General features: G+C 72.3%; 16 protein-coding genes. 3 read left to right on the forward strand and 13 right to left on the reverse strand.

The window, feature by feature from the left end; all coding sequences use genetic code 11:
* From ADY59_RS32775 to ADY59_RS32800, 6 genes are all read right to left on the reverse strand, one after another.
* Positions 1–667 (reverse strand): DUF3159 domain-containing protein (locus ADY59_RS32775; RefSeq protein WP_053175390.1); only part of this gene is annotated, 667 nt, incomplete at its 3' end.
* A 4-nt stretch (positions 668–671) separates the two neighbouring features.
* The gene (locus ADY59_RS32780; RefSeq protein ID WP_049570465.1) at positions 672–1,058 is read right to left on the reverse strand and encodes an OB-fold nucleic acid binding domain-containing protein; all 387 of its coding nucleotides are present in this window, start codon (positions 1,056–1,058) and stop codon (positions 672–674) included.
* 29 nt (positions 1,059–1,087) lie between these two features.
* On the reverse strand, positions 1,088–1,726 hold the full coding sequence (locus ADY59_RS32785; protein WP_231619005.1) for a DUF3710 domain-containing protein: 639 nt from the start codon (positions 1,724–1,726) through the stop codon (positions 1,088–1,090).
* A gap of 24 nt (positions 1,727–1,750) precedes the next feature.
* Positions 1,751–2,191, reverse strand: a complete 441-nt coding sequence (dut, locus tag ADY59_RS32790) for a dUTP diphosphatase (RefSeq protein WP_049570471.1) — start codon at positions 2,189–2,191, stop codon at positions 1,751–1,753.
* Positions 2,188–2,742 carry a PaaI family thioesterase gene (locus ADY59_RS32795; protein WP_049570474.1) on the reverse strand — a complete coding sequence of 185 codons (555 nt, stop codon included), beginning with the start codon at positions 2,740–2,742 and terminating at the stop codon, positions 2,188–2,190. Before ADY59_RS32795 ends, dut begins: the two co-directional genes overlap by 4 nt.
* Before the next feature lie 11 nt (positions 2,743–2,753).
* The gene (locus ADY59_RS32800; RefSeq protein WP_049570478.1) at positions 2,754–3,968 is read right to left on the reverse strand and encodes an AI-2E family transporter; all 1,215 of its coding nucleotides are present in this window, start codon (positions 3,966–3,968) and stop codon (positions 2,754–2,756) included.
* 91 nt (positions 3,969–4,059) lie between these two features.
* On the opposite strand from ADY59_RS32800, the gene ADY59_RS32805 reads away from it, so the two are divergent.
* A complete protein-coding gene (locus tag ADY59_RS32805; protein WP_049570481.1) occupies positions 4,060–6,225 on the forward strand; it encodes a DUF6351 family protein in 2,166 nt (721 codons plus the stop codon).
* On the opposite strand, the gene valS is transcribed toward ADY59_RS32805, so the two are convergent.
* Entirely contained in the window at positions 6,219–8,702 is a 2,484-nt protein-coding gene (gene valS / locus ADY59_RS32810) for a valine--tRNA ligase (protein WP_156325872.1), read from the reverse strand. The two genes, ADY59_RS32805 and valS, sit on opposite strands and share 7 nt — an antisense overlap.
* A gap of 109 nt (positions 8,703–8,811) precedes the next feature.
* On the opposite strand from valS, the gene ADY59_RS32815 reads away from it, so the two are divergent.
* Positions 8,812–9,096 carry a DUF4235 domain-containing protein gene (locus tag ADY59_RS32815; RefSeq protein WP_082310586.1) on the forward strand — a complete coding sequence of 95 codons (285 nt, stop codon included), beginning with the start codon at positions 8,812–8,814 and terminating at the stop codon, positions 9,094–9,096.
* On the opposite strand, the gene ADY59_RS32820 is transcribed toward ADY59_RS32815, so the two are convergent.
* From ADY59_RS32820 to paaN, 5 genes are read right to left on the reverse strand one after another with little or no spacing between them, the layout of a single operon-like run.
* A complete protein-coding gene (locus tag ADY59_RS32820; RefSeq protein ID WP_231619006.1) occupies positions 9,029–10,462 on the reverse strand; it encodes an alpha,alpha-trehalose-phosphate synthase (UDP-forming) in 1,434 nt (477 codons plus the stop codon). The genes ADY59_RS32815 and ADY59_RS32820 overlap by 68 nt on opposite strands.
* 20 nt (positions 10,463–10,482) lie before the next feature.
* Complete coding sequence (locus tag ADY59_RS32825) at positions 10,483–12,015, reverse strand: FAD-dependent monooxygenase (RefSeq protein WP_049570492.1); 1,533 nt, start codon at positions 12,013–12,015, stop codon at positions 10,483–10,485.
* Positions 12,016–12,027: 12 nt separating this feature from the next.
* Positions 12,028–12,987 (reverse strand): MBL fold metallo-hydrolase, encoded by a 960-nt coding sequence (locus ADY59_RS32830; RefSeq protein WP_049570531.1) that lies wholly within the window; start codon positions 12,985–12,987, stop codon positions 12,028–12,030.
* Positions 12,984–13,793: a 3-hydroxyacyl-CoA dehydrogenase family protein gene (locus ADY59_RS32835; protein ID WP_049570494.1), complete on the reverse strand. Its 810-nt coding sequence runs from the start codon at positions 13,791–13,793 to the stop codon at positions 12,984–12,986. The genes ADY59_RS32830 and ADY59_RS32835 overlap by 4 nt, the downstream gene beginning before the upstream one ends.
* A 10-nt stretch (positions 13,794–13,803) precedes the next feature.
* Positions 13,804–15,447: a phenylacetic acid degradation protein PaaN gene (paaN, locus tag ADY59_RS32840; RefSeq protein ID WP_049570496.1), complete on the reverse strand. Its 1,644-nt coding sequence runs from the start codon at positions 15,445–15,447 to the stop codon at positions 13,804–13,806.
* 82 nt (positions 15,448–15,529) lie between these two features.
* On the opposite strand from paaN, the gene ADY59_RS32845 reads away from it, so the two are divergent.
* The gene (locus ADY59_RS32845; protein ID WP_231619007.1) at positions 15,530–16,111 is read left to right on the forward strand and encodes a TetR/AcrR family transcriptional regulator; all 582 of its coding nucleotides are present in this window, start codon (positions 15,530–15,532) and stop codon (positions 16,109–16,111) included.
* Here ADY59_RS32845 and ADY59_RS32850 read toward each other — a convergent pair.
* Positions 16,100–16,900 (reverse strand): hypothetical protein, encoded by an 801-nt coding sequence (locus ADY59_RS32850; RefSeq protein WP_049570500.1) that lies wholly within the window; start codon positions 16,898–16,900, stop codon positions 16,100–16,102. The genes ADY59_RS32845 and ADY59_RS32850 overlap by 12 nt on opposite strands.
* Positions 16,901–16,915 lie beyond the last annotated feature (15 nt).

The following is a 16,915-nucleotide window of genomic DNA, read 5'->3' on the forward strand; positions in this document are numbered from 1 at the left end:
CCGGGGCGGCGGGGGGGGGGGTGATCGGGGTGCGGCCGCGGCCGAGCACCCACACCATCGCGGCCAGCGCCGCCACCTGGAGCGGCCACCCCATGACGATCTTCGCCACGCCGAGCGCCGCCACCGCCGCGTCACCGCCGTGCAGGTAGACCGGCAGCTGCACGGCCACCCGCACCACGCACGGAAGCATCAGCAGCCAGGTGAGCCGCGTGCACAGCCTCACGATGCCCGGGTCCTTGTGCCAGCCCACCGGGTCGTTGGTGACCGACCCGATGAGGAAGCCCACGACCGGCCACCGGGCGACGATCGAGACCAGCATCCCGATCGAGTAGGCGCCGTTCCACAGGATGCCGGGCAGGAAGTAGTCCTTGGCGTCCCCCGTGCGGCTGGCGAAGAACGCGCCGATCGCGATGCCGATGAGGCTGTTGATGACGAACTGCGGCGTGGACCGCTGCACCAGCCGGACGATCAGCAGCACCACCGACAGTGCGATGCTGATGATCAGCGACAGCCGGAGCTCCTCGGTCGTGATCCAGGTCAGCGTGAACGCGATCGTCGGCACCGCCGCCTCGACGATGCCGCGCACGCCGCCGAAGGCCTTGGCGAGCTGGGATCGCACCGCCGCCTCGACGGTGTCGTGGGCGACTTCTCCGGCCTCAGCACTCACCTGATCAACTCCCTGGGCGCAGCTCGTATCGCGGATTGAACATCACCTTGCGGCCGTCCTGCATGCTGACCAGCCCCTCCGCCTTGACCGGCCGGCCCGGCTCGATCCCCGCGATCTTGCGGCGGCCGAGCCATACCAGGTCGATCACGTCGGAGCCGTCGTACAGCTCGGCCTCCAGGGCGGGGGCGCCGCCCCGCGGGCGCAGGGTGACGGTCCGTAGCGTACCCGCTACGCAGAAGCGGCGTCGGCCGCCACACGAGGCGATGGGTGTGGCGCCTGCCTCGTCGGCGCCCTCACGGAGCTCCTGCGCCTCCAGCTCGGACCGGCTCGTGGCCAGCCTGCTGAAGAAGGCCCGCAATCCTCCGCGTTTCGGAGGCTCTGCCGTACTCATGATGGTTCAGCCTATGTGATAAGGGGGTGTCAGCGTATCTCGCTGATTTCGGGGCCTCGTTTGAACGGGTTCTGCTGCTGCGCCTCGGGCTGGTCGGCGGCGGGCTGCTCGTTGGGCCGGCGCAGCGGGATCGACTCCTCGCGGGCCATCGGCTCGTCGCCGCGGACCACCACGATGTCCCTGACGAAGTCGACGAACGCCTCCGCCACCGTGTCGTCGACCGCGGCGCGGCCGTTGATCACGGCGAGCAGGAACCAGCGGGGGCCGTCGATGCCGAGGTAGCGGGCTGGGCGGGTGCCGCCCTCGACGGCGATCTGCCCGGCCAGCTCGACGCCGAACGGGCCCTCGCGCTCCTCCAGCGTCTTGGCGCTCGTCTTGATCTTGACCCTGATCTCGTCCCACAGGCCCGAACTCTTGGGCGCGGCCAGCGCCTGGAGCTGCAGGGAGCTCTCCTCCCACAGCGCGACCACGCCGACGTGCTGGTCACCGACCGAGGCCAGCCGCACGTCGAAGTCCGGGTTGTGGGGCAGCCGCAGGCCGCCCAGGTCGGTGCGGTCATGGTCGGGGTGGGGCTCGTCGGCGTCCCACGGGCCGGATGCGCGCGTGGGGGCGGCGAGGGTCTCCTCGGCCACCTGATCCGGCTGCTCACGACGGCGACGTCGCAACACGTTGTCTCACTCTCCCTGGTTTTGTCAGCGTCCTGTCGAACCGTGCCCGCCGGCGCCCCGCGCGGACGACGGCAAGCTCTCCACCTCGCGGAAGGCCGCCCGCTCCACCCGCTGGAAGACGAGCTGGGCCAGCCGGTCGCCGCGGCGCAGCCGGAACGGCTCCTTGGCGTCGGTGTTGATCAGCGTGACCTTGACCTCGCCCCGGTAGCCGGCGTCGACCGTGCCGGGCGCGTTCACCATCGTGATGCCGTGCCTGGCGGCCAGGCCGGAGCGGGGGTGGACGAAGGCCGCGTAACCGTCGGGCAGCGCGATCGCCACGCCGGTGCGGATGACGGCCCGCTCCCCCGGCAGCAGCTCGGCGTCCTCGGCGGAGTAGAGGTCGGCTCCCGCGTCGCCGGGGTGGGCGTAGCGCGGGACCGGCAGCCCGGGGTCGAGGCGCTGGATGAGGACCTCCACCTCGGTCACGGGTTCACCTCGTAGTCCTGGTGCTCGGCGGCGATGGCGGCGAGGTCGCCGTGCTCGGCGAAGTGCGCCATGTCCACCTCGATGAACAGCGCCGCCGCGCGGACGGCGACCGGGCCGTCGGAGGCGCCGATGCGCCCCTCCGCCTCAAGGTACGCCTTCCGGCCCGCGATCCCGTTGCACCAGGCACGCAGGTGGAGTGTCGTGCCCACGGGAACGGGGAGAAGGTAGTCGGTCTCCAGCCGTCCCGTGACATAGGGCTTGTGGAACAGCCAGACGGACATTCCGATGACCTCGTCCATGGCGGCGGCGAGCACCCCGCCGTGCGCCAGCCGGGGCGCGCCCTGGTGCGCCTCCCCCACGGTGAACTCGGCCTCGACGGTGTCGCCGTCCGGGGTGACGGCGTTGATGTGCAGGCCGGTGGGGTGGTCGGCGCCGCAGCCGAAGCAGCGGCTGTAGTGGGAGCCGAGGGCGGTGCCGGGGCCGGGCGCGCCGGGGTGCGCCTTGGGCGGCTCGGCGCCGGGCGGCGGGGTGGTCACGGTGGAACGAGTCACGGGTGACGAGGCTACTCCGTGTCGGCACCGGCCCGGGTCGCGGCGGGCGAACGTCCCTGCTCAGGCTCGGAACTCTCACCCTCGGGACTCTCACCCTCGGGCGGGCCCGCGGGATCCTCCGGAGGGTCCTGACCGCCGCCGCCGGTGTCCGTCCGGGACGGCGGCGGCAGCGCGGGCGGGTCGGCGCGGAGCTCGGGCAGGGCGCGGTAGATGACGGCCGCGATCGGGACCGCCACGACGGCGCCCGCGATCCCGGCCAGGATGCCGCCCACGGACAGCACGATGATGATGGCCAGCGGGTGGAAGCGCAGCGCCCGGCCGACGATCAGCGGCTGCAGGACGTGGTTCTCCAGCTGCTGCTCGACGACCAGGATGCCGATGAAGATGAGCGCGTAGACGATGCCCTTGGCGCCCAGCGTGACGAGGGTGGCGACGGTGCCGGCGAAGAAGATGCCGACGATCGGGATGAAGCTGGCGAAGAAGATGAGCACGGCGAGCGGCGCCCAGAGCGGCACCCCCATGCCGGCCAGCACGATGCCCATGACGACGCCGTGCACGGCGGCCACCAGGACGCTGCCCTGCACGTAGTGGGAGAGCGTGGTCCACGCGGCCCGCCCGGCCCTGTCGACCCGCGGCGACATCCCGCCGAACCCCTTGAGGAACCACGACCAGATCCGCTCGCCGTCCTTGAGCAGGAAGAACGTCACGAACAGCAGCAGCACGATGGAGGCGAGCACCTCGACGGCCACCGCCCCGGCGGAGAGCACCGTGCCGGTGATGGCGTCACGCTGGGCGTTGATCAGCTTGAGGACCTCGGCGACGTACTCGCTGATCTGCGCCTGCTCCAGGTGCAGCGGCCCGGTGGTGAGCCAGAGCTGCACGTCGGCGACGGTGGCCTCGACCTGCTTGACCAGGTTGGGGAACTCCTCGGTGGCGCGCACGCCGACCAGCCAGCCGGTGCCGACCAGTATGGCCAGCGCGGCGAGCATGGTGAGCCAGGTGGCCCAGATGGGCCGCATCCCGGCCTGCCGCAGGCTCCGGGTCAGCGGGAAGAGCAGCGCGGTCAGCAGCAGCGCGATCGCGACGGGCAGCGCCACGAAGCTGAGCCGGGCGATGCCCTGGACGAAGAAGTAGACGACCACGCCGACGAGGATCAGGCACAGGCACCACGCGGCCATGCGGGCCAGCACGGGCGGCACGAGTTTGGTGGGGCGGTCGGTCAGCACAGCTTCAAGACTGGCACGCCGGAGCCGCGGATGCGCGCGGTTAAAAGATCGGGCCTGGGCAAGGCGGGTACGCCGTGTCACCGTCGTGGGCATGAAGGCAGTCGCGATCACGCTCACTGTTCCGGCTCTCGTGCTCGCCGTCCTGGTGGCCCCGGCCACCGCCGCGCGGGCGGGCGGCGGCAAGGTCTCGCTGGAGGTGCTCTCCAGCCGGGCCGACCAGGTCAGCGGCGGTGACGCCCTGGTGCGGGTGCGGGCACCGCGCGGCGAGCGGCCGCGGGTGCTGCGCGACGGCGTGGACGTCTCCTCGGCCTTCCGGGCCGATCCGGGCGGGCGTACGCACACGGGCCTGGTGACGGGGCTGACCGACGGGACGAACACGATCACCGCGTCCGCGGGGCGGCACCGGGACTCGCTGAGAGTGCGCAACCACCCGATCTCCGGGCCGATCTTCTCCGGGGAGCACCAGTACCCGTTCGTGTGCAAGACCGAGCGCAGCGGGCTCGGCCCGCCGGTCGCGGACAACCGGGACGGGCAGGGCATGCGGGTGGCGGGCGGCTGGAGCCGCGACTGCTTCGCCGCCACCGTCACCGACCGGCTCTACCGGTCGACGGACGGCACGTTCAAGCCGATGCCGCAGAGCAGGCCGGCCGACCTGGCGACGACAACGACGCTGGACGGGCGGACGGTCGACTTCGTGGTGCGGCGCGAGCGCGGCGTGATCAACCGGTTCCTCTACTCGATCGCGGCGCTGGAGGACGGCTACACCGGCCGGGCGATCTACCGCTTCGACGGCGGCGTGGCGATCGGCCACGACCAGGGCACGCTCGGCGGCGGCGCGCTGGACCCGTACGGCCTGGGCAAGGGCTACGCGATCCTGCACTCCTCGGGCACCCGCACCTCGACCCACTACAACCTGATCCTGGGCGGCGAGACGGCGCTCATGGTCAAGGAGCGCTTCATCGAGACGTACGGCGTGCCGCTCCACACGGTGGGCGTGGGTGGCTCGGGCGGCGCGATCCAGCAGTACATCTACGGGCAGAATCACGGCGACCGGATCATCGACGCGGCCGTAGCGCAGTATTCCTATCCGGACATGGTCACCCAGACCATCCACGTGGGCGACTGTGAGCTGCTCGAACGGTACATGGACCGCGACCCGCGCTGGGCCCGCTGGGACGACCGCACCGCGCTGATCGGCATGAACGCGAGCGACACCGTCGTGAACCCGTTCACCGGCGAGCCCGGCTCGGACGAGTGCGTGAACGGCTGGCGCGGCCTGACCCCGCTGGCCATGAACCCGCTGTGGACCGACGACGCCGATCCCGAGTGGGAGCGCATGGACCCGCCGGGCGTCAAGGAGAGCGTCCAGTGGACGCACTGGGACGACCTGCGCAAGGTGTACGGCGTGGACGCCGCCGGCCACGCCCGCTCGACGTGGGGCAACGTGGGCGTCCAGTACGGCCTGAAGGCGCTCACCGACGGCGTGATCACCCCCGCCGAGTTCCTGGACCTGAACGCGAAGGCGGGCTCGTGGAAGGAGTCGGCCGACATGGTGCGGGAGGGCTGCCCGTTCACCCCGTCGGCCTGCCCCGGCGACGTCGACCCGTGGAGCGCGCGGAACATGAACCTGGGCGACCCGGCGCCGCGCCGGGCCGCCGACCCGGTGGCCGTCAGGAACGTGCTGCGCAGCGGCCTGGTGTTCGGCGGCGACATCGACATCCCGGTCATCGACTGGCGGCCGTACCTGGAGGAGCGGCTGGACATGCACAACGCGCACCAGTCGTTCGCGGTGCGCGGGCGGATGCTGAGGCACGACGGCCAGGCGGGCAACCAGGTCATCTGGTTCACCGACGCCCGCCCGGCGCCGCGTTCCGACGCGACGCCCGAGGCGCTCGCGGTGATGGAGGAGTGGCTGGCCGGCATCCGGGAGCGGCCGTGGCGCGGGGTGACGGGCAACAAGCCCGCCGGCGCCGTGGACCGGTGCTTCGCCACGGACGGCACCCAGATCGCGGCCGGGCCGCACGTGTGGGACGGCGTCCTGGACCGGCGGGAGCCGGGGGCGTGCACGAAGGCGTTCCCGCTCTACTCCACCTCCCGCGTCGTGGCGGGCGGGCCGATCGAGGGCGGCGTCTACGCGTGCCGGCTCCAGCCGGTGCCGAGGGCGATCGCACGTGGCCTCTACGGCTCGTGGACGCCCTCGGCGGCCGAACGCGCCCGTCTGGAGCAGATCTTCCCGACGGGCGTGTGCGACTACTGAGCGCCGAGCGTGACCTCGACGCTGTGGCTCTCGCCGTGCTCCAGCACGAACTCCTCGACGGTGCCCGCGCCGCACAGGTCGTCCTGGGCGAGCCGGATCAGGCCGGCCTGCGGCGAGGTGACGTCGAGGCGTGTCACCTCGGCGCGCATCGACAGCTTGGCCTCGGACTTGGCCTTGCGGATCTGGCGCAGCACCTGTGAGGCGGCCTCCAGCACGGCCGGGTCGCCGGCGCCCGGCTCGGCCACGGGCCACGCGGCCCGGTGCACCGAGCCGTCACGCCACCACGACCACACCTCTTCGGTGACGAACGGCAGGAACGGCGCGAACAGCCGCAGCTGCACGTCGAGCGCGCGCCGCAGCGCCTCGTGCGCCGACGCCGCCGCCGCGCCGTCCTCGTAGGCCCTGGCCTTGACCAGCTCCAGGTAGTCGTCGCAGAACGTCCAGAAGAACCGCTCGATCGCCTCCAGCGCCCGCGTGTGCTCGTAGGCGGCGAACGCCTCGGTGGCCTCGCGGACCGTCTCGGACAGGGCGGCGAGCATCGACAGGTCGAGCGGCTCGGTGACCTCCCCGCCACCCTCGCCCATGCCGAGCACGAACTTGGAGGCGTTGAGGATCTTGATCGCCAGCCGCCGGCCGATCTTGAGCTGCCCGGCGTCGAACGCGGTGTCGACGCCGTAGCGGCCGCCCGCCGCCCAGTAGCGCACCGCGTCGGAGCCGTGCTGCTCCAGCAGGTCCATCGGGGTGACCACGTTGCCCTTGGACTTGGACATCTTCTTGCGGTCGGGGTCGAGGATCCACCCGGAGATCGCCACGTCGCTCCACGGCGCGGCGCCGAACTCCAGGTGCGAGCGGACCACGGTGGCGAACAGCCAGGTGCGGATGATCTCGTGGGACTGCGGCCGCAGGTCGGCCGGGAAGACCCGCCGGAACAGGTCGTCGTCGGTCTCCCAGCGGCCGGCGATCTGCGGCGTCAGCGACGAGGTCGCCCAGGTGTCCATCACGTCCGGGTCGGCCATGAACCCGCCGGGCACGCCCCGCTGGTCCGCGGTGTAGCCCGGAGGCGTGTCGGACGACGGGTCGATCGGCAGCGACTCCTCGGGCGGCGTGATCGGGTCGTCGTGGACCGGCTGCCCGGCCTCGTCGAGCCGGTACCACACCGGGAACGGCACGCCGAAGAAGCGCTGCCGGGAGATCAGCCAGTCGCCGGCCAGCCCTTGCACCCAGTTGTCGTAGCGGACCCGCATGTGCGGCGGGTGCCACTCCAGCTCGCGGCCGCGCTCCAGCAGCCGCTCGCGCAGCGCCTCGTCGCGCCCGCCGTTGCGGATGTACCACTGCCGGGTGGTGACGATCTCCAGCGGCTTGTCGCCGCGCTCGTAGAACTTCACCGTGCGCTGCACCGGGCGCGGCTCGCCGTCGAGGTCGCCGGACTCGCGCAGCAGCTCCACGATGCGCTCGCGGGCGCTGTGCACGGTCTTGCCGGCCAGCTCCTTGTACGGGCCGGGCTCGACGCCCTCCGGCGGCTCGGGCAGCAGCCGGCCGTCCCAGCCGATGATCGGGCGGGTCTCCAGGTTGAGCTCGCGCCACCAGGTGACGTCGGTGATGTCGCCGAACGTACAGATCATCGCGATGCCGGAGCCCTTGTCCGGCTCGGCCAGGTGGTGGGCCAGGATCGGCACCTCGACGCCGAACAGCGGCGACAGCGCCGAGGTGCCGAACAGCGGCTGGTAGCGCTCGTCGTCGGGATGGGCGACCAGCGCGACGCAGGCCGGGATCAGCTCGGGCCGGGTCGTCTCGATCCAGACCGGCCCCTTCTCGCCGTAGAAGGAGATCCGGTGGAAGGCGCCGGGCCACTCCCGGTCCTCCAGCTCGGCCTGGGCGACGGCGGTGCGGTAGCTGACGTCCCACAGGGTCGGCGCCTCGGCCAGGTAGGCCTCGCCGCGTGCCAGGTTGCGCAGGAACGCGCGCTGCGACACCCGGCGCGAGTCGTCGCTGATCGTGGTGTAGAGCAGCGACCAGTCGACCGACAGGCCGACGCGCCGCCACACCTCCTCGAACGCCTGCTCGTCGATCGCCGTCAGTTTGTGGCACAGCTCCACGAAGTTGCGCCGCGAGATGGAGATCTCCCGCTTGCCCGGCTTGTCCGGCGGCTCGAAGGCGGGGTCATAGGGCAGCGACGGGTCGCAGCGGACGCCGTACACGTTCTGCACGCGGCGCTCGGTGGGCAGCCCGTTGTCGTCCCAGCCGATCGGGTAGAACACCGACTTGCCCAGCATGCGCTGGTGGCGGGCCATGATGTCGGCGTGGGTGTAGGAGAAGACGTGGCCGACGTGCAGCGAGCCGGAGACGGTGGGCGGCGGCGTGTCGATCGCGTAGACCCGCTCACGCGGGCTGGTGCGGTCGAAGCGGTAGGTGCCCTGCTCGTCCCAGCGGGCTACCCATACCTGCTCCAAGCCGTCGAGAGTTGGTTTCTCGGGCATGAGGGCATGGCGTAGTCGCTGCTGAGTCATGCCTCCATATGGTACGGCTTGGCGGGCGCAGAAGCGGTAGAGACTAGTGTTCGTTACATAGGGGAAGGGAGAAGTGCGGATGGCTGATGACAAGCCCGATGTGGCCTGGCGGGTGGTCGGCGGCCTGGTGGGGCTCGTGACCGCTTGGGCGGCCAGGAAGCTCCTCGGCTACGCCTGGGTCAAGGCGACGGGCAAGGAGCCTCCTGTCGATCCCGACTCGCCCGAGGTCAACATGGGTGAGGCGATCGGCTACGCGGTCGTGATGGGCGTGGGCATGTCGGTCGCGCAGATCGTGGTCAACCGGACCGCCAAGAAGCGCTATGACTCGTGGCGGGCTCTGAAGCAGGCGTCTCCAAAGCATTGAGGAACTCGCTGGCCCAGCGGTCCACGTCGTAGGTGGCGACCCGGCGGCGCATCGTGCGCATGCGCCGGGCCAGCTCGTGCGGCGTGGCCCGCATCGCGGCCAGCATCTGGCGCTTGACGTCCTCCACGTCGTACGGGTTGACCAGGTACGACTGGCGCAGCTCGTCGGCCGCCCCGGCGAACTCGCTGAGCACCAGCGCCCCGCTCAGGTCGTGGTGGCAGGAGACGTACTCCTTGGCGACCAGGTTCATCCCGTCACGCAGCGGCGTGACGACCATGACGTCGGCGGCCAGGTAGAGCGCGGCCAGCTCCTGCTTGCCGTAGGACTGGTGGAAGTACTGGATCGGCTGGCCGCCGAACACCGCGTTCTCCCCGTTGATGCGGCCCACCTGCAGCTCGATGTCGTCGCGCAGCCGCCTGTACTCCTCCACCCGCTCCCGGCTGGGCGTGGCGATCTGCACGAACGTCGCCTCGCCGGGGCTGACGTGCCCGTCCTTGAGCAGCTCGCCGAAGGCCTCCAGCCGCTGGCCGATGCCCTTGGTGTAGTCGAGCCGGTCCACGCCGAGCAGCACGTGCTCGGGGTCGCCCAGCTCGGCCCTGATCTCCTTGGCCCGGGAGATGATGTGCGGCTCGCGTACCAGGGAGTCGAGCTCGCCGAAGTCGACGGACATCGGGAACGCCTGGGTGGTGACGACCCGGTCCTCCAGGAAGATCTCGTTCCCCTTGTACGGGACGCCGAGCAGCCGGCGGCACAGGCGGCGGAAGTTCGACGCGCCGCCGGGCAGCTGGAAGCCGACCAGGTCGGCGCCGAGCAGCCCCTCGACGAGCTCCCTGCGCCACGGCAGCCGCCAGAACAGCTCGACCGGCGGGAACGGGATGTGCAGGAAGAAGCCGATGCGCAGGTCGGGCCGGAGCTTGCGGAGCATCGCGGGCACGAGCTGGAGCTGGTAGTCCTGGACCCAGACGACCGCCCCCTCCTCCGCGACGTCGGCCGCCGCGGCGGCGAAGCGCTCGTTGACGGCCCGGTAGGTCTCCCACATGTCCCGCTCGAAGATCGGCGGCGCGACCACGTCGTGGTAGAGCGGCCAGAGCGTGGCGTTGGAGAACCCCTCGTAGTAGAGCTCGACCTCCTCGGCCGACAGCGGCACCGGGATGAGGCTCATGCCGTCCTGCTCGAAGGGCTCCAGCTCCTCCTCGGCCGCGCCGTGCCAGCCGAGCCAGGCCCCGTGACGGCGCTGCATGACCGGCGCTATGGCGGTGACCAGCCCGCCGGGGCTCCTGCGCCACGAGGCCGTTCCGTCCGGCTCGACGGTCCGGTCCACCGGCAACCGGTTCGCGACGATCAGAAACGAACTGCGGCCAACCACCGAGTCTCCTCCCCAAAGGCTCATTGGTACGCGAGACACGACGCGCGTCTCACGGCGGCCGCCACCGTCTCGGGCCCCGCGTGGGGGATGATCGCGGCGATGTGGGCATCCGGCCTGATCAGCCATGCTTCATCAGGTCCAGCGCCGAGCCTCTCAGCGAGTGTGCCGGTCCCGTCCATCTCCGCGAGCTCGCGTACGGCGAGCGGCGCCGTAGTGACCTTGCCCAAGACCTGGGCAAACAAACCCGAATCGCACATTTCACCCAGCAGCACCAGGAATCCATCGCGGCAATGTTCGCGCAGCCGGCCGCCCGGCAGCGGCACGTCCGGCACGATCACTCCCGGCGCCGGCTCGCACGGCGACCCCTTGGGCGGCCGGCCCCGGAACGGCCTGGCCGGCTCCGGCGTGGTGAGCGGCGAGTCGACGTACCAGAACGGCTCGGCGAACCGGCCGGAGTCGACCCGGTCGGCGCGCCCGCTGTCGAGCGCCGCGCGCCGGCGGGCCCGCTCCTCGTCGGTCCTGGGCGCCAGGAACCGCATGGTGGCGGCGGTGACCTCCAGGTTCTCCAGCGCCGCCGCGTGCCGCTCGGCGTGGTAGCTCTCCAGCAGCTCCTGCGGCGCCCACCCGTTGAGCACGAAGGCCAGCTTCCAGGCGGCGTTCTCGGCGTCGGGCACGCCCGAGTTGAGGCCGCGCGCGCCGAACGGCGCCACCAGGTGCGCGCAATCGCCCGCCAGCAGCACCCGGCCGGCCCGCATCCGGGAGGCGACCCGTGAGTGGAAGCGGTAGGTCGTCTGCCACAGCAGCTCGTAGTCGCGCTCGCCGATCACCTGGCGGATCCGGTTGCCGACGTCGGCCTCGGACGGGATGAAGTGCGGCGGGATCTGCCAGTCGATCCGGTACGCCGAGCCGGGGCAGGGATGGATGAGCACCTGGCGGCCGGGGTTCCACCCGGGGTCGAAGTGGAAGCGGCGCTCGTGCTCCCAGCCGGGCAGGTCGGCCCGGATGTCGCAGATGAGGAACTGGTCGTCGAACGTCTCGCCGTCGAACGTCACGCCGAGCGCCCGCCGCAGCTCCTGGGCCCGCGCGCCCGCGCACACGATCACGTAGGGGGCACGCAGCACGCGCTCGCCGCACCGCACGGTGACGCCGCCCGCGTCCTGTTCGAGCCCCGTCACCCGGTGGCCCCAGCGCACCTCGACGAGCGGCTGCCCGGCGATGGCCTCGTCGAGGATCTCCTCGGTGCGGGACTGGGAGATGTTCACGCACGGCGGCAGCGGTCCCTGCTCGCCGAACGTCCAGGAGAACAGCTCCTCGCCCCGGTAGTAGGTGCGGGCGGTGGTCCAGGCCAGCCCCTCCTCGGCGATGCGCCCGGCGCCGGCGGCCGTCCAGATGTCGAGCACGTCGCGCTGCTGGCAGATGGACTTCGACCCGGCGCCGTCGCGCCGCTCGCGCTGGTCGAGCACCAGCACGGGCACGCCCCACCGGGCCAGCAGCAGCGCCGCGCTCTGCCCGACGGGGCCGGCGCCGATGACGACGACCTGCGGCTCGGCCAACGGGGTCTCCTCTCAGGACTGCAGCTCGGCCCAGACCTCTCGATCGCGTTCGGGTGTCCACACGCGCGGGCGCACCACGCCGTCCAGCTCGTCCCACAGCCGGGAGACGTTGAACGGCAGGCAGTGCTCGAAGATCGGCCAGGCGCCGTAGCGGGGGTCGAGGGCCCGGCGCACGGCCTGGAACGCCTCACCGATCGTGCCGCCGCGCTGCCGGATGTGGCCGGTCTCGGCGAGCATGACGGCCAGGAAGTCGCGGGTCTGCGCGATCGCCGCGTCCACCTCCCCCTTGCCGCGCGCCACCGCTCCCCTGCCACCCACCAGGGTCTCTGCCCCGAACGAGGCCACCCGATCCAGGGTCGGCCCGGCCCAGTCGCGGTGGAAGGCGTCGCCGGTGTAGAGGGCGGCCCGCGACTCGACCAGGTCCCCGGCGAACAGCACCCGCCGCTCGGGCAGCCACGCCACCAGGTCGCCCTCGGTGTGGCCGCGCCCGCAGTGGTGCAGCTCCACCCGGCCCCGGTCGCCGCCGAGCTCGATCGTCATCCGGTCGCCGAAGGTGACGGTGGGCCTGGTCAGGCCGGGGATGGACGCGGGCTCCTTGAACAGCCGGGGCATCCGCCCGTACTCGCTGGCCCAGTCCTGCTCGCCGCGCTCGGCGATCAGCTCGGCGGTCTTCTCGTGCGCCACGATCGCGTCGGCGCCGAACGCGGAGGCGCCCAGCACCCGGACCGCGTGGTAGTGGGACAGGACCAGGTAGCGCACCGGCTTGCGGGTGCGCTCGCGCAGCAGGGCGAGCCATTCGCGGGCCGCCACGGGAGTCGCCATGGCCTCGAAGCAGACCAGGAAGTCCTCGCCCTCGACCGCGCCGACGTTGGGGTCGCCCTCGGCGGTGAGCGCGTAGAGGCCGCCGCCCAGGTCCTCGAAGCTGCGCTGCTTGTCGTCCAGGTCCGCCGAGGAGGCGAACGGCCTGCTCACCACGTGTAGAACCCCTTCCCGCTCTTGCGGCCGAGCTCGCCGGCGGCGACCATGTCGCGCAGCAGCCGGGGCGGCTCGAAGCGCGGGCCCAGCCGGGCGTGCAGGTGGTCGGCGATGGCCAGCCGCACGTCCAGGCCCACCAGGTCACCGAGCTTGAGCGGCCCCATCGGGTGGTTGTAGCCGAGCGCCATGGCGGTGTCGATGTCCTCGGCCGAGGCGACGCCCTCCTCGACCATCCGGATGGCCTCCAGGCCGAGCAGCACGCCCAGGCGGCTGGTGGCGAAGCCGGGCGAGTCGTTGACGACCACGCTCGTCTTGCCCAGCCGGGCGGCGCAGGCGCGGGCCAGGTCGAGCGTGCCCGGCTCGGTCGCCCGCGTGACGACGATCTCGACCAGCCGCTGCACCGGCACCGGGTTGAAGAAGTGCAGGCCGAGGAAGCGGCCGGGCCGCTCCAGCCCGGCCGACAGCTCGGTGATCGACAGCGAGCTGGTGTTGGTGGCCAGCACCGCGTCCGGCGCCAGCCGAGACTCGGCCTCGCCCAGCACGCCGGCCTTCAGCGCCGGGTCCTCCGGCACGGCCTCGACGACCAGCTCGGCGTCGGCCGGGACCGGCCCGAACGCCAGCCGGGCCAGCGCCTCCTCCCGGCTGCCGCCGCCGCGCGACTCGGCCACCCCGAGCCCGTGGACGATCCGCTGCCGGGCGGCGCCGGCCTCCGGCTCCTGCACGGTGACGGTGTCGCCGGCGGCCAGGAACACCTGCGCGATCCCGGCCCCCATGCGGCCGCCGCCGATGACGCCCACCCTCATGAGGCCGTCCTCATGAGACCGGGCGGCGGGACTGGACGACGTGGAAGCGGCCGGCGACGTAGCCGGGGTCGGTGAGCGAGGCCGTCGCGGCCGGGTTGGCACCGCTGCCGTGGTAGTCGGAGAAGGCCGCCGACTGGTTGACGAACACGCCGCCGGTGAGGTTGCACGACAGGTTGACGCCCGCGTCGAGCGCGGCCCGTTCGGCCTCGTCCAGCACGGCGGGCGAGGTGGAGTAGACCGACGCGGTCAGCGCGCCCCGCGCGGTGACCGTCCGGCGCAGCACGTCGAGGCTCTCGGCGGTGGAGGCGGTCGGGATGACGAACGAGATCGGCCCGAAGTGCTCGTGGCCGTAGACGTCGGTCCGGGACGGCGCGACGCGGACGATGGCCGGGGTGCGCACCACCGCGTCGGGGAAGGCCGGGTGCTTGACCGCGCGTGACTCGAGCACGGGCTCGCCGAGCCCCGGAGCCTGCTCCACCCGCGCCAGCACGTCCGGGTTGACGATCGCGCCGGTCAGCTCGACGGCCTTGGCGTCGTCGCCGAGCAGCCTGCCGACCGCCGCGGCCAGGCCCTCGGCGACCTCGTCGAAGCTCTTGTGCCCCTCGTCGGTGTCGATGCCGCCGGCGGGCACCAGGAAGTTCTGCGGCGCGGTGCACATCTGGCCGCTGTAGAGCGACAGCGAGAAGGCGAGGTTGCCGAGCATGCCGCGCCAGGAGTCGGTCGAGTCGATGACGACGGTGTTGACGCCGGCCTTCTCGGTGTGGACGAGCGCCTGCGCGGCGTTGCGCTCCAGCCAGTCGCCGAACTCGGTGGAGCCGGTGAAGTCGACCACCCGCACCTGCGGGTCGGTGGCCAGCTCGACGGCCAGGCCCCTGCCCTCCTCTGCGGCGAGCTGCACCAGCGCCGGGTCGAAGCCCGCCTCCGCCAGCACCTCGCGCGCCACGCTCACGCTGATCGCCAGCGGCAGGATCGCCCTCGGGTGCGGCTTGACGATGACCGGGTTGCCGGTGACCAGCGAGGCGAACAGCCCCGGGTAGGCGTTCCAGGTGGGGAAGGTGTTGCAGCCGATGACCAGCGCGACGCCGCGCGGCACCACGGTGAACCGCTTGTCCAGCACGATCGGGTCGCCCTTGCCCGGCTTCTCCCAGCGGGCCGAGGCGGCCGACGACGTCATGGCCGCGTAGCCGTACGCGACGGCCTCCAGCGCGCGGTCCTGCGCGTGCGGGCCGCCCGCCTGGAAGGCCATCACGAACGCCTGCCCGGTGGTGTGCTGCACCGCGTGCGCGAGCTCGAAGCTGCGCTCGTTGATGCGGCGGACGATCTCCACACAGGTCAGCGCGCGGGCCTCGGGGCCCGCGTCGCGCCAGGCCGGCAGCGCCGCCCGCGCGGCGGCCACCAGGTCGGCGGCGGGCGTGCGCGGGTAGGTGACGCCCAGGTCGATCCCGTACGGCGAGCGCTCGGCGCCGATCCGCTCGCCGGGCTGGTCGAGCGGGAACGGCCGGCCGAGCAGGCTCTCGAACGCCTGCTTGCCCCGCTCCGCCGCGCCCTCGCCGTAGACGCGGGGGCTCGGCGACTCGGGGTAGGCGCTCCAGTAGCCGCGCCGGGCGGCGGCGGTCAGGGCCTGGTCCAGGGTTTCGCGATTGCGTTCGAACATCGTTGTTCTCACCCTCTTGACAGGGATCGGCCGGTCGTGAAGTGTTTACCGAACATTCGGTCAGTTGACAAGGAAGACTTGCGTGGAGCGCGTACGAAAACGCGGGCACGATCCCGAGTCCGTGCTCGCCATCGCCGTGCGCGTCTTCAACGAGCGCGGCTACGACGGCACCAGCATGGAAGATTTGGCCCGGGCCCTCGGCGTCACCAAGTCGGCGATCTACTACCACGTGCCGGGCAAGGAGCAGCTCCTCGCGCGGGCCCTGGACCGGGCGCTCGACGGGCTCGACGCGCTGATCGCCGACGAGCGCGCCGCCTCGGGCCCGGCGATCGCGCGCCTGGAGCGGGTGGTACGGCAGAGCGTGCGGATCCTGGTGGACCGCCTGCCGTACGTGACGCTGCTGTTGCGGGTGCGCGGCAACAGCGCGACCGAGCAGCGCGCGCTGGAGCGGCGGCGGGAGTTCGACGCGTTCGTCAGCCACCTGGTCAAGGAGGCGGCGGCCGACGGGAGCATCCGGCCGGACCTCGACCCGGCGCTGGTGACACGGCTGCTGTTCGGCGCGGTCAACTCGATCACCGAGTGGTATCAGCCGGGGCGCGGCGGCTCGGCTGACGAGCTGGCCGACGCCCTGCTCGCGATGACGTTCGGCGGGCTACGCGTCTAGCTCGGGGCGCTCCCCCGGCGGCAGCGGGCTCTTGATCCGCAGGTCGTTGCGCACCGCCTGGCCGAGCTTCTTGGTGGCCATCCGGTTGAGCGCTCCCCCGGCCACGGCGCCGGTCAGGAACGGGCCGAACGTGGTCAGGTGGCGGCCCAGGGTCCGCATGAGCCGGTTGCGCAGCGCGGTCTTGGTGGCCGCGCCGAGCGCGAGCGTCACCGAGGCGGGCGCCAGCGGGTCGATGCCGCGCTGCTTGGCCCAGGCGGCGGTGAAGGCCACCGCGCGCTGGGCGCCCGTGCCCTGCACGCGCACGCCGTAGACCTCGTGCAGTTCGGCCAGGAGCTTGACCTCGATGGCGGCCACCACGATGGTCTCGGCGACGAGCTGGGCGGGTGCTGAGAGGAGGAGGGGTGGGGCGGCGAACTCCGCCGCGGCGAGCGCCCCGCCGATGGCCCCGACGGTCATCGTGGCCTTCTGGGCGGTGCGGACGAGGTCGTCGGCGAGCTCCTCGCCGGTCAACCCCTGGTGGTGCTCGGAGAGCGTGTGCAGGTCCCTGATGGGGATGCGGGGGGCGATGTTGAGGAAGACGTCGGCCAGCCAGCGGCCACGGCCGGCGCCGCTCTTCCTGGCCTTGCTCGCGCCCGCCGACAGGGCGCGGGCTAGTCGGCCGAGCAGCCTGCGCCGCTCGGCCGGCTCGAGCTCACCGGGCGCGGTGAGCCTGCCCACGAGCTCGCCGACCTCCGACTCGGAGGCGGCGACCTCGTCGCCTGGTTCGTGATCCTTGTCAGGTGCGGCCACGCGGTTGCCTCCTTA

This window comes from Nonomuraea sp. SBT364, from assembly GCF_001083785.1.
Lineage (GTDB): Bacteria > Actinomycetota > Actinomycetes > Streptosporangiales > Streptosporangiaceae > Nonomuraea.

Excerpts from the sequence above, each read along its gene's own strand:
- valS (WP_156325872.1), bottom strand. The coding sequence starts at position 8,702 with ATGCCCGAGAAACCAACTCTCGACGGCTTGGAGCAGGTATGGGTAGCC.
- paaN (WP_049570496.1), bottom strand. The coding sequence starts at position 15,447 with ATGTTCGAACGCAATCGCGAAACCCTGGACCAGGCCCTGACCGCCGCC.
- ADY59_RS32835 (WP_049570494.1), bottom strand. The coding sequence starts at position 13,793 with ATGAGGGTGGGCGTCATCGGCGGCGGCCGCATGGGGGCCGGGATCGCG.
- ADY59_RS32815 (WP_082310586.1), top strand. The coding sequence starts at position 8,812 with ATGGCTGATGACAAGCCCGATGTGGCCTGGCGGGTGGTCGGCGGCCTG.
- ADY59_RS32780 (WP_049570465.1), bottom strand. The coding sequence starts at position 1,058 with ATGAGTACGGCAGAGCCTCCGAAACGCGGAGGATTGCGGGCCTTCTTC.
- ADY59_RS32805 (WP_049570481.1), top strand. The coding sequence starts at position 4,060 with ATGAAGGCAGTCGCGATCACGCTCACTGTTCCGGCTCTCGTGCTCGCC.